13 protein-coding genes are annotated in these 15,349 nt (G+C 67.5%); 6 read left to right on the top strand and 7 right to left on the bottom strand.

Features of this window, described 5'->3' with window-relative positions:
• Positions 1-23 precede the first annotated feature (23 nt).
• Positions 24-659, bottom strand: coding sequence for a nucleotide disphospho-sugar-binding domain-containing protein (locus ACFVWG_RS40360; RefSeq protein WP_391548819.1), 636 nt, complete (start codon positions 657-659; stop codon positions 24-26).
• A gap of 70 nt (positions 660-729) precedes the next feature.
• Positions 730-1,215: a hypothetical protein gene (locus tag ACFVWG_RS40355; protein ID WP_391548818.1), complete on the bottom strand. Its 486-nt coding sequence runs from the start codon at positions 1,213-1,215 to the stop codon at positions 730-732.
• A gap of 97 nt (positions 1,216-1,312) precedes the next feature.
• Between ACFVWG_RS40355 and ACFVWG_RS40350 the strand changes: the two genes are divergently transcribed.
• The 3 genes from ACFVWG_RS40350 to ACFVWG_RS40340 are packed head-to-tail and all read left to right on the top strand — an operon-like array spanning position 1,313 to position 3,663.
• The gene (locus ACFVWG_RS40350) at positions 1,313-1,897 is read left to right on the top strand and encodes a TetR/AcrR family transcriptional regulator (protein WP_391548817.1); all 585 of its coding nucleotides are present in this window, start codon (positions 1,313-1,315) and stop codon (positions 1,895-1,897) included.
• 51 nt (positions 1,898-1,948) lie between these two features.
• Entirely contained in the window at positions 1,949-2,476 is a 528-nt protein-coding gene (locus ACFVWG_RS40345; protein WP_391548816.1) for a TetR/AcrR family transcriptional regulator, read from the top strand.
• Positions 2,473-3,663, top strand: a complete 1,191-nt coding sequence (locus ACFVWG_RS40340) for a cytochrome P450 (RefSeq protein ID WP_391548815.1) — start codon at positions 2,473-2,475, stop codon at positions 3,661-3,663. Before ACFVWG_RS40345 ends, ACFVWG_RS40340 begins: the two co-directional genes overlap by 4 nt.
• A 40-nt stretch (positions 3,664-3,703) precedes the next feature.
• Here the strand turns inward: ACFVWG_RS40340 and ACFVWG_RS40335 are convergent, their stop codons facing one another.
• The 3 genes from ACFVWG_RS40335 to ACFVWG_RS40325 form a co-directional block, all read right to left on the bottom strand.
• Positions 3,704-3,934 (bottom strand): Imm74 family immunity protein, encoded by a 231-nt coding sequence (locus ACFVWG_RS40335; RefSeq protein ID WP_391548814.1) that lies wholly within the window; start codon positions 3,932-3,934, stop codon positions 3,704-3,706.
• 88 nt (positions 3,935-4,022) lie between these two features.
• Positions 4,023-6,440 (bottom strand): FG-GAP-like repeat-containing protein, encoded by a 2,418-nt coding sequence (locus ACFVWG_RS40330; RefSeq protein ID WP_391548813.1) that lies wholly within the window; start codon positions 6,438-6,440, stop codon positions 4,023-4,025.
• A complete protein-coding gene (locus ACFVWG_RS40325) occupies positions 6,346-7,143 on the bottom strand; it encodes a hemerythrin domain-containing protein (protein ID WP_391548812.1) in 798 nt (265 codons plus the stop codon). Before ACFVWG_RS40325 ends, ACFVWG_RS40330 begins: the two co-directional genes overlap by 95 nt.
• Before the next feature lie 210 nt (positions 7,144-7,353).
• Between ACFVWG_RS40325 and ACFVWG_RS40320 the strand changes: the two genes are divergently transcribed.
• From ACFVWG_RS40320 to ACFVWG_RS40310, 3 genes are all read left to right on the top strand, one after another.
• Positions 7,354-8,109, top strand: a complete 756-nt coding sequence (locus ACFVWG_RS40320) for a GNAT family N-acetyltransferase (protein ID WP_391548811.1) — start codon at positions 7,354-7,356, stop codon at positions 8,107-8,109.
• A 2-nt stretch (positions 8,110-8,111) separates the two neighbouring features.
• Complete coding sequence (gene infA, locus ACFVWG_RS40315; protein ID WP_391548810.1) at positions 8,112-8,336, top strand: translation initiation factor IF-1; 225 nt, start codon at positions 8,112-8,114, stop codon at positions 8,334-8,336.
• An 88-nt stretch (positions 8,337-8,424) separates the two neighbouring features.
• Positions 8,425-8,760 (top strand): hypothetical protein, encoded by a 336-nt coding sequence (locus ACFVWG_RS40310; protein ID WP_391548809.1) that lies wholly within the window; start codon positions 8,425-8,427, stop codon positions 8,758-8,760.
• On the opposite strand, the gene ACFVWG_RS40305 is transcribed toward ACFVWG_RS40310, so the two are convergent.
• Entirely contained in the window at positions 8,746-11,025 is a 2,280-nt protein-coding gene (locus ACFVWG_RS40305) for a transglycosylase domain-containing protein (RefSeq protein WP_391548808.1), read from the bottom strand. The genes ACFVWG_RS40310 and ACFVWG_RS40305 overlap by 15 nt on opposite strands.
• Before the next feature lie 10 nt (positions 11,026-11,035).
• Positions 11,036-15,349: carboxyl transferase domain-containing protein (locus ACFVWG_RS40300; protein ID WP_391548807.1), on the bottom strand; the 4,314-nt coding region annotated here is incomplete at its 5' end.

The following is a 15,349-nucleotide window of genomic DNA, read 5'->3' as shown; positions in this document are numbered from 1 at the left end:
ACACCCACCTCGGGCGACCGGCTCTACCTCAGCAGGTACTTCTCGATGGCGTCGACGCCGGCGTCGGCACCACCTGCGTTGTCGATGGCTCGCCGTCCGGCGACCAGTCCGGCCTTGATCTTGGGGTCATCGGCGACGGCATCGACGGCTTCGCGCAGTCCCCCGTCCCCGACGATCGTGCCCAGATCAAGCTGAGAGATCCGGCGCGCATTGGCAGCCTGCTCAGGCATCTGGGGTACGGCGGCCATCGGGACCTGATGCCACGCCCCTTCCATCACCGAGTTCATCCCAGCGTGGGTGACGAATGCCGCGGCATGCTCCAGGACTGCCTGCTGCGGGAAGAAGGGCCGGACGTCGAAGTTGTCAGGGACAGTCCCGAGGTCAGCAGCCGTGACTTTGGTGCCGATGGCCATCACGACATTCCAGTCCGTGTCACCGAAGGCTTCGAAGCAACTCCGGAAGAAGCCGGGATTGCTGTTGAAGGTGGTCCCCAGCGAGATGAAGAGCAGCCGGCGATCGCCGGTCGGCGGTTCCCACCCCGCCGCACTATCAGTGCGCCGGGACGGGCCGATGAAGTGATAGCGGGCATCGAAGGTGTCACCGGCGTACTGGAACTCGCGTGGCATGAAGACGAGGTTGAGATCCTCAGGTACCGGCATGAAAAGCCCACCGATGTCGCGCTGGACCCCCAGCGCCTCAGCCCGGCTGCGCAACCGCGCTGCGGCCTGCTCAATCGCCTCCAGTACGGCGGCGCGCGGGTTCGGCCTCAGTCGGCAGGAACTCGTCGCGAACGGCGTAACGCTCGTTGGACGCATAGCTCGGGAACAACTGAATAGCCGGTACGCCGAGGATGTCGGCGACCGCGGGACCTTCGATCGCCATCGAGGTGTAGCAGACGGCGTCGGGAGGTGCGTCGGCGAATCGCGCGACCAGCGGCTCGATCTTCGCGCCCAGGCCATCCATGAAGCCGCCGGCCATCCGGCCCACCAGTTCGGCAGTGAACTCGAGCGGCCCGCCACCCGGACCACCGGACCCGAAATTGGGCGATGGAGCCGGTACGACGTCCGCCCCGGCCCGCCGTACCTGGTCGGCGAACGCCTCCGGCACGGGATAGCTGACGCGATGGCCGCGCCGGACCAACGCCTCGACGAGCGGCAGGGTCGGATTGATATGGCCGGACGCCGCGGTCGCGACGAACAGCAGATGCTTTCGCATGAGATCTCCTGAAGGTTGGAGGGCCGCCGCATTCAAACAGAGCGGTTCTAAAAGTATAACCGTTCTACTTTTCGATCCGTTGCGGTAGAGTGCGGAGGTGACCGAGACACCCGTGGGACGGCGGGAGCGGAAGAAGGCCGCGACCCGCAAGGCGCTGGCCGACGCCGCGCTCGAACTGTTCGTCGCCCGCGGCTTCGACCAGGTCGGCGTCCGGGAGATCGCCGAGGCCGCCGACGTCTCGACCGCGACCCTGTTCAAGCACTTCCCCGGCAAGGAGGCGCTCGTCTTCGACGAGGACGAGGCGCTGGAAGCGGCCTTGGTGAGTTCGGTCCGCGACCGCCCGGCCGGTCAGTCGGTGGTGACCGCACTGCGCGAATACATCGTCCGCAGGATGGACGATCGCAGCCAGGACCCGGCTATCGGACAACTCCGTGAACTCATCCACTCCACACCGGCACTGATCGAGTACGGCCAACGGCTCTGGATGCGCCACGAGACGTCACTGGCCCGAGCGATCGCCGAAGCCCACGGCCTCCCCGAGGACGACCCGGCCTGTGCCGCACTGGCCCATTTCGCCTTAGCAGCAAGGTTCCTGCGGCAGCGAAGGTCAGCCCCCGAGGAGTCCGTCGACCGCGCCTTCGACCTCCTCGAACACGGCTGGGCCGCACTGTCGGCACACTGATCGGTTCCGAGGGCCTTTCGGGGTGGTGAACAACGCTGTACGGTCGTGAACATGAGTGTTCAGCTGGTGTCAGCGCCGGTTCTTGATATCGCTGCAGCTGTGCTCGCCAAGGATCCGGCGGCGTCGCTGGGGCAGATCGCTCTGGCTGCGGGGATCGGGCGGACAACGTTGCACAAGCAGTTCGCGACTCGGCACGACCTGCTGGTGGGGGTCGCGTCGCGGGCTCTCGACATCAGCGAATCGGTGATCGCGGCCGCGCCGGCCGATGCTGATCCGCTCCGCCGGATGGTCGTCGACCTGCTGCCGTTCGGCGCCTATCTGACGTTGCTGACGGCACAACCCGAGGTCTTCGCCGACGACACGATCACCTCGCGGACCGACGCGCTGACCGCGCCGATCGCCGCGATTGTCGGTGGCGCCGGAAGCATTCGCACCGGCGTACCGGATTGGTGGCTTGTCCGGTCTCTGCATGCCTTGGTGTTCACCGCCTGGGAGCTGATCCAAGGCGGCTGGCTCGCGCCCCGGGACGCGCCTGACCTGGTTCTGTCGACGTTCACCGGAGGGGTGCTGACCCGATGACTTCCGCGATCGAAGCGTTCTGGGCCCGGTCCGGGCCGGAGGATCCGTTCCCGATCTACGAGCAGCTGCGCGGCGGCGGATCGGTGGTCGGTTCCGGTCAGGAGTGGCTGACCACCGACTACGCCATCTGCAACACGGTTCTCCGCGACCGGCGCTTCGGTGTCCGGCCGGTCGGCGATCCGGGACCGACGTCGGAGGACACCTCGGGCAACACCCTGGACCTCGGTTTCCTCGAGCGCGAACCACCGGACCACACCCGGCTGCGGCGGATCGCGGCGCCGGCCTTCCGGCCGAAGATGATGGCCGGGTACGCCGAGCGGATCGCCGACTTCACCCGCGACCTGATCACCGGCATCGAACGCAAGACCGCGGACGGCCGCCCGTTCGACCTGATCGCCGACTTCGCCGCACCGCTCCCGATCGGCGTCATCACGACGCTGATGGGCATCCCGGACGCCGACGTCGATCGGCTGTCCCAGCACGGCACCGTGGTCGGTTCGGCGTTGTCAGGCGTCGAAACTCCGGCTGAAGCGGCCGCGCTCGCCGCCGCGAACGCCGAACTCTACGAGCTGTTCAGCGAGCTCATCCCACTGAAGAAGGCGCACCCAGGCGACGACGTGATCAGCTATCTCGTCGCCGCCTCGCCGGACGGCATCACGCCGTACGAGCTGCACACCACAGCAAGGCTGCTGCTGATCGCCGGCTTCGAGACGACCGTCAACCTGATCGGCAACGGCATCGCCGCCCTGCTCGATCACCCGGCGCAATGGGAACTGCTGCGGGCCGAACCAGAGCGCGCGGCCGCTGCCGTCGAGGAGGTCCTGCGCTGGTCGCCCCCGGTGCAGAGCACCAGCCGCTTCGCGCACGAGCCGGTGTCGATCGGCGGCGCCAACCTGCAGCCGAACAGCTGGATCCTGCTGCTCCTCGCCGCTGCCAACCGCGATCCTGCAGTCTTCAGCGAGCCCGATGTCTTCGACATCACCCGCTCACGCCAAGCCGAGCACCTGGCCTTCTCGAGCGGCATCCACTACTGCCTGGGCGCCCCACTCGCCCGCCTCGAAGCCCAGATCGCCTTCGCCGAACTCGCCACCAGACTCCCCAACCTCCGCCGCTCGCCAGCCACCCCGACCTGGCGCCAATCCCGAGTCATCCGCGGCTACTCCACCTTGCCACTTCTGGCCGGGTGAGCTCGCGGGAGATCACCCGCCGGAGGCGATCCAGCCGCGGTCATTCGATCAGCAGTCGCAAGCCGGAGCGCGTGGCAACTCCGGGCAGTTCCCGGATGATGAGTTCCTGATCGGGTAACGACATTGAGGCGCCGTCGTCCCACCGGGCGATAGAGGCTCGTTCGATGTAGTAGTCGATGTCGCCGACCGCGAAGAATTCGCCGTACACCGTTGTGGTGCGGCCGTTCAGTTCGAGGCGCAGGTGGCCTCGTGCCGCGTCCACGATCTCCACGTCAGACCTTTCTGCCACGGGGCGGAAACAGGTGCGGATGTGCTCGGCCCGACCTCCGCCGAGCACATCCCCGTACCTAGAACACGTGCTAGCAGCCGTTCACGTACAGGTTGACGGCCCCTACGTTGTTCAGCATGGCGTAGTCGTCGCGGTGATCACCGTTCAGATCGACCAACCGGACCATCGCGCCCGATGCGCCGCCGCCGGAGGCGACCTGTCCTCGGGGATGCCAGATCGCATTCTGGTTCCTCGGGCCGAGACCGCCGTTGACGTACGACGTGACCGCGCCGCTCTGCGGGGTGACCAGCAGGTAGTCGTCGCGATCGTCACCGTTGAGATCGGCGAAAACGACGAACTCGCCGGCGCCGGAGGCAACCTGACCCCACGCGTCCCAGATCGCGTTCTGGTTCTTGGGTCCGAGACCACCGTTGATGTAGGCGGTCACCGCGCCCGACGTGTTGTTGACCAACAGATAGTCGTCACGACCGTCACCGTTGAGATCGGCGAAGGCGACGTGGTTACTCGCGGTCTTGACCCCGGAAGCGACCTTGCCCCACGGGTGCCAGACAGCGTTCTGGTTCTTGGGACCGAGCCCGCCGTTGATGTAGGCGGTCACCGCACCCGACGTGTTGTTGACGACGAGGTAGTCGTCGCGACCGTCTCCGTTGAGGTCGGCGAAATCGAGGTAGTTCCCCGAGGTGAGCACGCCGGAGGCGACCTCGCCCCACGGGTGCCAGACGGCGTTGCCGTCCTTCGGCCCCAGCCCGCCGTTGATATAGGCGGTCACCGCACCCGACGTCTTGTTGACGACGAGGTAATCGTCGCGGTTGTCCCCGTTGAGGTCGGCGAAGTCGACGTACGGGGATTGCGGGCTGCTGGTGTTGGTGAAGCCGCCACTGGCCACCTGGCCCCACGGATGCCAGACGGGATCGGTCTGGCAGACGGAGCCGCCGCCACCGCCGCCGCCGGTGGCATCCACGATCCAGCCTCTGCTGTTGGCGATCGTGAGACCCGCGTAGAAAGCGTCGGCCATCTTCTCGTAGCCGGCGTCGTTCGGGTGCAGCCCATCGCGCAGGTCGGCGGTCGTCAGGGCGCCCATGTCCACTTCCACGACACGCTTGCCGGCCTCACGCCGGTCGTTCACGATCTCGGTGACGTGGCTGTTGTAGTCCTCGATCCGTGCCTGGGTCGTCGGGTTGGACGCGGGCACGAGGGTGGAGACCAGGACCGGCGTCTGCGGTGCGGCGGCGGTGAGGTCATCGATCAGCTTCGCGAGCCGGCCGGGAGCGTTGTCCGGGTCGACGGGCTTGTTCAGGTCGTTGGTTCCGGCGTGCAGCAGCACCACGTTGGGCCGGCTGCTGGACAAGGTCCCCAGTGCGCTTCCGGAGATCTCACTGATCACCGCGCCGGGGTGGCCTTCGTTGTCGGGATCCGACAGTTGCCCGGACCGCTGCGAGCCCACGTAGTCGACGGTGTTGCCGTGCAACTGGTCCATCAGGTCCGCACGATAGCTCGACTCGGTGGAGCTACCGATGCCGTAGGTGATCGAGTCGCCGGCCGGAAGCGCGCGGATGTTGCGCTTCCGCAGCCCCCACTTGCCCAATTTCGCGCTTTCGCAGTCCAGCGTGTCGATCCCGGCGTTCTCGAGGACGACCCGTCCGTCGGCGGTGCGGACCTCGATCGACTCGACGTCACGATTGTTCGCGGCGAATCGCACGTACATGCGGCCGTTGTTCTGCACGAAAGTCCGGGCTTCCGCCACCGACCGAGCAGTTGTCGGCGCGGTGGAGAAGACGTGTGTTCTGGTCTGGCCGCCAGGATCGGGGGCACCGCCGTAGAGGAACATTCTTTCGTTCCAGGGCTGACCGTTCAAGAAGACCGTCGACGTGGGGTCCTCACTTTTGATGTCGTGCGGCCAATCCGCGCTGTCCCAGTTCTTGCAGGCGAGGATGGCCTCTTCCAGCTGCTCCTTGTCGAGACACTCCCGCTCTTTGCCGGGACGGAACCAGAGCAGCTGCTGATCCGCAGTTCGGGCTGTGATCTCGTAGACGCAGTTGATCAACGGGTTCGCCTTCAGCGCCGGGAACTCCACCCGCTCCCAGACATTCCCCGGCCGGACGGTGTCGCCCTTGACGACGTACGACGAGCCGGAAGCCGACCGCGCCATCGAGCGCGACGCGTAGTCCCAGGCGTCGACAGCCGGCTGGGTCCGCGGCTTCAGCCGAGGCATCACGAGGTGGGCGTTGTCGAGCAGCATCTCCAGCGTCGACCCACCACGCACAGAGGCGATCGCTCCAGCCTGGGTCTCGATGCCGCCGGTCCAGAAGAAGGCCTTGTTCGGGCCGGTCCTGGTGGCATTGGACATCGCGGTCTCGGTCGGGATGCAACCCGGCCACAGCGGGCTGTCGGGCTCACAGGCATGCGGGTACGGCGCCTCGGCGGCGTAGGCGGCCGAGATCGGCAACAGACCGGCAAGGAGAAGGACAACGACCGCGGGCACGGTCATCACCCGCACCAAGGGTCTCTTTCGGGCGGACATCTGACTCCCCTTCGGTCTGTGCCGGATCTCGCGGGGTCACCACGAGATCGCTGGGCACACGAGCGACTCGTCGCGAATGCGAAACAAGTGCTTGAGCGTTCAACACTCTGGCCACGGCCAGCGTAGGGGAAACTGGGAGCGCTTCCAGTCCACGCCGAGAGAACCTGTGACCGAAATCACGACCGGTGCGCGGCAGCGGCTCAGAGTGGCCCGAGCACGTCCTGCACGCAGCGTGGAGTTCCAGGTTTTCCAGCACGGAGAGCAGTTGCTTCTCTTCGTAGCGGAAGTGGTTCTCCATGATCGCTGCCACGCCATCGAGGTGCTGATCGAGTTCGGCCGGAGACGCCGCCCGATCGACCGCCTCACGCAGCCCTTGCAGAAGGTGCGAGATCATCGAGTGGTCCTGCGTGAGTGAGCGCAGGACAGGAGCGAGCTGCGGATGTGCAGCCTCGATGGCCGGGAACAGTGCGCGATCCTCGCCCTGATGATGCCCGTCGAGCGCTGCGCAGAACCCATGACAGTAGAGCAGCAGGTCACGGCTCGCCTGCTCGCTCGATATCCCTTGCTGCACGGCACCACGGGTGACCTGCAGGGCTTCGCGGATCCGTGTGTGCACCCGGCGAAGCTCAGTGCTCCAGGCAACCAGCCTGGTCGTCTCACCCTCGGTCATCCGGGAATCCTAATGGCCGGAAAAACCATTGGCGGGTACGGCGGGTGGGTTGGTACCGTGCCGTGGTCCGTGACATCACTTTTGGAGGTGGGAACCCATGAACGCTGTTTCGCAGTGGGTGCTCCCCTTCCCGTGGTCACGGGCGGGCGATTGACATAGGTGTCGCCGGGAGCGCCCCGAGATGTTGGGCACTCCCGAAAGGAAACACCTATGAACTCTTTGCTTCTCACGGTCTCCCGTGTTGCCGAGAACCAATGGCACGCGGTGGAGAACGATCTGGTCGTCGGTCGCGGTCATGCATCGCGAAGGCTCGACGGCCGCACCTTCCTCAGCATCGACACCTGGCGCGACGATGTCTTCGAACCACTGGCGGCGGCGATCCTGGCCGACCAGACCGGTCCGCTGTACACGGTCGTCGACGAGACCGACCATGACCTGACGGCCAGCTGGGAACGCGCCGGTTTCACCAGTTGGCGCCGCGAGCACGAATTCGTCGTACCGACCGGGCCCTCCTCAGTCGCTCTACCACCGGGGGTCGTCATCACGACGGCTGAAGAAGAACCGCTGCGCGAGCTGGACCAGGCGATCCGCAGCGAGATCGAGTGGCAGACCATGCCCGCCGAGGTCCTCCCCTGGCAGGGCGGGACCAGACCGCTCGACCCGTCGAAGTACACCGTTGCCCAACGCAACAAACGGTACGTCGGCCTGCTCCGGCTGGCCACGCACACCCGGCAACCGCGGATCGGGCTGATCGCGGTCCGGCCCGGCGAGCGCCGTACCGGAATCGCCCGCGCGTTGCTCGCCCACGTACTGACCGAACTGCACCGCGCCGGCACCGAGACGGTCGCGGCCGAGGTCAACGACACCAACGTCGCGGCCACCGCACTGTTCGCGGGCTTCGGCGCCCGCCGCACCGGCAGCAACCTCGAACTCGTCCACCGCAGCGTCAATCAGAAGGGGGCCTGACCATGCCCAGAAAAGCAGGTGCCATCGAACTCGACGGCGTCGTCGTCGAATCCCTCCGCAACGCGAACTTCCGCGTCGAACTCACCAACGGCCACCAGGTCCTCGCCCACATCAGCGGCAAGATCCGCAAGAACTACATCAAGATCATCCCCGAGGACCGGGTCCTGGTAGAGCTCAGCCCCTACGACCTGACCCGAGGCCGCATCATCTTCCGCTACCGCAACTGACGAGATCACGGGCGCCTGACCCACTGTGCACGAACCTTCACCGGATCAAGACTAGAACATATGTTCGATGATCGGCTAATCTGAAAATATGCTTGGTCGGTTCACGGTGCGCCCCGCAGATGACGGATCCGATGGGTTCGGTGTCTGGGACGGCGCGGTCAATGGTTGGCGTGCCAGTGGTCTCGGCACCGAGGTGGAGGCGGTCCGGATGGCCTCCGATCTGGAGGTGCAGTACGACACGCACGGGCCGCGCCCCGCGGACGCCGTACGGCGGATTGATCCGGTGCAGCCGGTGCAGCGGGCGGAGTGGGCGACCGGGGAGCTCGATGTGTGGATCCGCCACAACGGCGAATGGCTCGGCCGCTTCTGCGACGAGAGCGGCCGGGTCACGTGGATTCCCGGTTCAGACCTACGGCCGCTGTGAGGGGCCTTTGGACAGGTAGATGGTGACGAGGGAGCCCTTGGTGGCGCCGGAGTCGGTGCGCGGGTCGGTGTAGGCGACCTTGCCGGTCGGGACCGGTGAGGTGACCAGCTTGTTGGCGATCGTGACGTCGAAGCCGGCCTTGCGGATCAGTTTGGTGGCTTCGGCGCGGTCCAGGCCGGTCACGTCGGGCAGGCCCTTGCGGTCGCCGTTGATGATCTTCTTGGACGGCTCGACGAAGTGCCGCAGCGGCATGCCCTTGAGGGCGCCGCGCATCGCGGTCTCCCAGAGCGGGCCGGCCGTGCCGGAGCCGGTCGGGTCGGAGATGTCGCGGCCGTCCAGGGTGTGGCCGTACATCAGGTTCGTGTAGGGCAGGTTGGCGTCGGCGACAACCGCGGCGGCCGCGAGGTTCGGGGCGTAGCCGGAGAACCAGACGGCCTTGTTCTCCTGGATGGTTCCGGTCTTGCCGGCCAGGTCCCAGCGGCCGAACTTCAGCTTGCCGCCGGTGCCGCCGGGCTCCATCACCGCGCTGAGCACCTTGTTCACGCCGTCGGCAACTCCCGGGGCGAGCGCCTGGCTGCACTTGACCTTCGGGCTGATGACCGGCCGGTTGGCCTTGCTCCGGACCGAGGTGACGACCAAGGGCTGGCAGTACTTGCCGCGCGCCGCGAAGGTCGCATACGCGTTCGACATCTGCAGCGGGGTCACGTAGTTGACGCCCAGCGTCATCGAGATGACCTGGTCGAGCGGATGCAGTGTCTGCGCGTTGTACATGCCGAGCCGGGCGGCGACCCGGGCGATCGGGCAGAGCCCGACGCGCTGCGAGAGCTGCAGGAAGTAGGTGTTGGTCGAGTAGCGGGCCGCCTCGACCATGGTGAGGTTGCCGCTGCGGGTCGAGTTCCGCGGGCGATACGTGGGGTCACGGGTGAAGCCGGTGCAGGTCCGGAACTTCTTGTCGCTCATGTCGATCTGCTGGGGCGAGTTGATCCGGTAGTCCAGCGGCATCCCCGCCTGGATCGCCGCCGCGATCGTGAACGCCTTCATCGTCGAACCGTTCTGGAACCCGCCGTACCCACCGGCGTACGACTTCTCGACGTTGTAGTTGTAGTTGGTGTGGTTACGCCCGTTCCCGTACGGCTTGCTCTGCACCATCGCTTTCACCAGTCCGCTCCCCGGCTGGACGACCGTGATCGCCGCGACCGCGGTGTCGGTGGGCTTCGTGTGCTCGTCGATGGACGCCTGCGCGGCCGCCTGGATGCGCGGGTCCAGCGACGTCCGGATGGTCAGGCCACCGGTCTTCAGGTAGTGCTCGCGGTCCTTGACGGTTTTGCCGAGCGCCGGGTTCGCGAGCAGCTTCGCGACCGCGTAGTCGCAGTAGAACGGGTAGCGCGAGTTGGCGCACCCGTTCGGCACCGGACGGATCTTGGCGCGGTCGATCACCGGGGTCTGCAGCGCCAGGTTCGCCTGGTGCACCGAGACCACGTTGAGCTCGAGCATCCGCCGGATCACCACGTCGCGGCGGGCCTTGGCACGCTTGAGGTTGTTGGTCGGGTCGTATCCGGTCGGGTTCTTCACGAGCCCGGCCAGCAACGCGGCCTGCGGCAGTGTGAGCTTGTCCGCCGTGGTCCCGAAGTAGTGCTGGGCAGCGACCTGTACGCCGTACGTCCCGTCCCCGAAGTTGACCAGGTTCAGGTACCGCTCGAGGATCTCGTTCTTGGTCAGCTGACCCTCGAGCGCGATCGCGTAGCGCAGCTCGGTCAGCTTGCGCTCGTAGGAGACCTCGGTCGCCTTGGCCCGCTCGGCCTGCGTGCGGGCCTTCTCGATCAGGCTGAGCTTCACGTACTGCTGGGTGATACTCGAGCCGCCCTGCTGGACCTCGCCACTGCCCTGGTTCCGGATCACCGCGCGCAGCGTGCCCTTCGGGTCCAGCGCGCCGTGCTCGTAGAAGCGCGAGTCCTCGATCGCGATGATCGCGGTCTTCATGATCGGCGCGACCTGGTTCAGCCGGATCGGCACGCGGTTCTGCTCGAACAGGGTCGCGATCACCGAACCGTCCGCGGCCAGCATCCGGCTGCGGACGGCAACGGGTTCGACCACCAGCTCACGCGGCAGGTCCTGGACCGTCTTCACCACTTGCTCACTGCTGATTCCGGCGAATCCGGCCAACGGAATCGCCAGCCCAGCCGCGAGCGCACCGGACAGCACGCTGACGCCGATGAACGTGATCAACGCTCGTGCCTTGTTTGGAGCGCCTTCCCCGCTGCGCATGGCGCACAGCTTAGACCTCTGCGGTACCACCCGACGACAGGCCGTGAGCGATTGCCTCGATGAGTCGCGGCCGCAACTCCGCCGCGCTGATCACCGCGTCCACCGAGCCGACGTCGCGAGCCCGCTGAATGCTGTGGATCTTGTCGAACCCGGTCGCCACCTCGGTCAGCTTCTCCGACCGTACGGCGGTTCGCACCTCCGCGAGCTCGGTCGCCAGCTCGGCCCGCTCGGCCGCACTCGCCGCACCGACCTGCTCGGCCAGCGCCGCGACCCGCGGATCGGCCGCCGTCCGGGCGTCGACCTCGGCCGAGAACACCACGGCCGCAGCCGGTGCCCCACCGAGCACCGAGGCGAAAGAGCCCTCGACCGCGAGCACCGTCATCCGCGGGTTCAGCTGCTTGGAGAACACCACGAACGCGCCACCGTGGTACCGCGAGACTACGCAGAACACGATCGGACCCTCGAAGTTCACGATCGCGCGACCGATCTCAGCGCCGTACTCGAGCTGCAGGTTACGCATCGAATCCGGTGACCCGTCGAATCCGGACAGGTTCGCCAGTACGACGAGGGGCCGGTTGCCGCTGGCCACGTTGATCGCGCGTGCCGTCTTCTTCGACGACTTCGGGAACAGCGTGCCGGCGGTGTAGGTGTCGGGTCCGTCGGCCGGCGGGAAGCCGCGCCGCGGTACCGACTTGGACTCGATCCCGACCAGGCAGACCGGGTAGCCACCCAGCCGTGCGTCCTGAACCACCGAGGTGTCCGCGTCGGCCATCCCGGCCCAGCGCTCCAGCACCGGGTGGTCCTGGTCGCTGACCGCCCGCATCAGCGTGCGGATGTCGAACGCCTTCTTGCGATCCGGGTTGGTCTCCGCCGAGAAGATCTCGCCGACGGTCTTGAAGTCGCTGCCCTCGACGATGTGCGGGTACGGCGTCACATCCCGATCGATCGGGTCGGTCGTCTCCGCGCGCCGCGGCCCCGACTCCCCCGGTGCGATGTACGTGTGGTCGTAGTGCGACATCAGTACGTCGCGCGCCGCCTTCAGGTCCGGCGCCCAGTACTGCGCCTGGCCGTTCGGGCCCATCACCCGGTCGTAACCGCCGATCCCGAAGTTGTCCTCGGCCGAGACGCTGCCGGAGAAGTCCAGGGTCTGCTTGCCGGTCAGCACCATCGCGCTGTCCGGCGTCATCACCAGGATGCCCTTGGTGTGCATCAGCATCGTCGCTTCGGCGTTCCAGTACGGCTGGGCGCCGACGTTGATCCCGGCCACGACGATGTTGATCTCGCCACCGGCCTGGGTGAACTCGACGATCCGCTTCAGCGCCTTCGCGACCCAGTCCATGTTCTCGGTGCCGGAGTCCATCGAGATCCGGGCCCCGGCCGACAGCGAGTACCACTCGATCGGGATCTGCAGCCGCTCGGCCAGGTCGATGGCCGCGATGATCCGTGCGCACTCCGGCTCGGCGACCGCACCGAGCGCCTTGGTCGGGTCGCCGCTGAGCGCGACCCGGGTGATGCCCTCGGGGTAGCGCGTCGTCGGCGTGTTGACCAGACCGAGGATGATCCCGGCCTTGTTCAGGCCCTTAGGACGCTCGACCGGTACCAGCATGCCGGTGTCGTCCAGGTCGTGCTCGACGAACGAGCCGCCCGGACCGGTGACGATGCCGCTGACCTCGTACGGATAGATCGTGTTCCGGCGCCGCGAGCGCTGCACCTTCTGCGCGTAGTCGTCGAGCGGCATCAACTTGGTGGTCGGCGGCTCCTCGATCGACGTGACGACGCCGGCGCCCGGCTGGGCGTAGAAGCGGGCCGCGACCGGGTAGGCGACGCCGTCCGGAGCCTCGACCTGGCCCTGGATCAGGACCTCCTCGATCCCGGCACCGGCCGTCATCGGGGCGATCTTGCTCTTCAGCGTGGTGACCTCGTCGACCTGGGCGTCGACGACCGGCCAGATGTGGATCCAGACGTGGTTCATGTCCAGCTTGGCTCCGGCCGCACCGCGCGCGGTGCGGGCCCGGCGGATCGCCTCCAGGCAGTTCGCGATCGCCCGCTCGGCGTGCGGCAGCCCGGTGACCAGGCCGTCCTCGTCGCGGACCACCGCGAACTGACGCACCTGCGCCAGCGCCACGAGCCGCTGGTCGGCCGGATTGTCCCGAGCGACGCAGTAGTACAGCAGTACGTCGTCCGGCGCATCCAGCCGCGTGATCCGGAAGTCGCGCAGCCGCCAGAGGTTCAGGCGACGGCCGACCATCGGGTGCACGCCACGGACGTTGTCGTCCTCGACCACCGAGCCACCGGCCGGGCGGTACGTGAAGTACGAGACCGGCTGACCGTCACCCGACGCCACGGCGACCGAGATCCGGCGGGCGCGCTGAGCGATCGGCAGCTCGGCCACCATCCGCCGGTACAGATCAGAAGCATCCTGCTGTACGGCGGGCAGATCCGCGCCGTACAGGTAGAGCTCGACGACTGCCTCGTGGCCGGCCGGACGCCCGTCCAGCTGCGCGGTCAAAGCCTGGGACAAGCCACTGTCCGGGTCGGCCAGCTCGGCCGTGGTCCCGACGGTGGTGACCAGGTGCGTCGGCCGGTCGTCGATCGTGTAGTCGGCGGTCGCGAACGGCCGTCCCTCGACGGTGACCTCGTGGACGTCGTGCAGCTCGTACTCGCGGTAGTGCCGGCGGATGAGCACCTCGAGCAGCGGCTCACGCTCACCCCAGCCACCCTCCAGCCGCTCAGCCAGGAACCGCACGATCGGCTCCGGGATCGCGGCCAGCGCGTCGATCCGGTCCTGCCGGTTCGGCGCGGCCGGGTTCGCGGCCAGATCGGCGACCTCGTCACCGACGCCGTCGATCACCGAAGCGCGTGCCGCGTCGACCAGCGGCTGGTCGAACCAACGGAACCGGACGCTGCGCGCCAGGTCGCCGATGATCGGGAACCGCAGCTGCGTGGCCAGCACCAGCCGGTCCAGCAACTCGTGCACCGCCTCGTCGAGCGGTGCCTCCGGGCGCGACTCGTCGATCCAGCGCTCCAGCACCGACGTGACCAGCAGGATGTCCGGCGTGGTCCGCTGCTGCGCGAGGAAGATCCGGAACACGGCCTCTTCGAGCTCGGTACTGCGCTCGAGATCCGTCACGCCGTAGTGCGCGAGCACGCGAGCGAGCCGGGCCTGGAACTCGGCCGGCAGACCGCCGCGCTCGGGGTCGAGGCTCTGCAGGTAGGTGTGGAAGTGCTCACGCGGGCTGTGCACCCGGTTCTCGGTGCTGATCTCCTCACCGGCCGGCCGGTTCCGGCTCAGCTCGGCGAAGTCCGCGAATACCGACATCAGGTCGATCTCGGCGACCACCGGGGGCTGCGGCAACTGGGTCCGGGCCAGCAGGTAGCCGGCCAGCATCCCGCCTTCGTCGCGCGGGTCGATATCGAACCCGAGCAGCATGCTGCGCAGGTCGTCCAGACCGCGCTCGACGCGCTCCTGCGGCGAGATCTCACCCGAACGACGCGGCAGCTCAAGCCGTACGCCGTTCTGCACCGGAGCAGCCGCCTCGGCGTCGGCCTCATCGGCAATCGGCTCCAGCCGGAGCAGCGGTGCTCCGGTCTCGACCTGGCTGCCGGTCGAGACCTGCAGCTCCTTCACCGTGGCCTTGAACGGCGCATACAGCACCGTCTCCATCTTCATGCTCTCGAGCACGAGGACCGGCGCACCGGCCTCGACCTCGGCACCGGTCTGCACCGGCGTCGCGACCACGAGAGCAGGCGCGGGCGAACGCAGTACGCCGCCTTCATCCCGGCTGACGCGGTGGGTCACCCCGTCGACCTCGATCAGGTGCACGGGGCCGTGCGTGGCGGTGACGAGCCGGAACCGCTGCCCGCCGACCGTCAGCCGACCGCTGTGACCGTCGAGGCGCTCGAGGTCCGCGTCCACGACCTGGAAGGGATCGTTACCGGAGCCGACGCCGACCCGGAACCGCGTCCGGCCGATCCGCGTCACGGTCACCCGGTAGCTCGCGCCACGCAGCTTCAGGTCGATCGCGCGACCGACCTCGTGCTGCACCTGCGGACGACCGCCGTGGGCGGTCTCCAGCAGGCGGCTGCGCTCGACCTTCTCGGCGTCCTGGTAGCCCTCGATCGCCGCGGCGACCAGGGCGATCCCGGAGTGCTTGTGCGAGACCAGACGGCCCTCACCGCGGACCCGGTCGATCCACCCGGTGTCGGCGCTGCCGTCGATCACCTCGGGCTGGTCCAGCAGTTCGAGGATGAAGCTCTTGTTGGTGGCGCCGCCCTCGATCAGCACGGTGGTCGCCGTGACCGCGCGGCGCAGACGGGCCAGCGC

This window comes from Kribbella sp. NPDC058245 (genome assembly GCF_042882005.1).
Classification (GTDB): Bacteria; Actinomycetota; Actinomycetes; order Propionibacteriales; family Kribbellaceae; genus Kribbella.
This window is presented reverse-complemented; position numbering and strand designations above follow the sequence as displayed.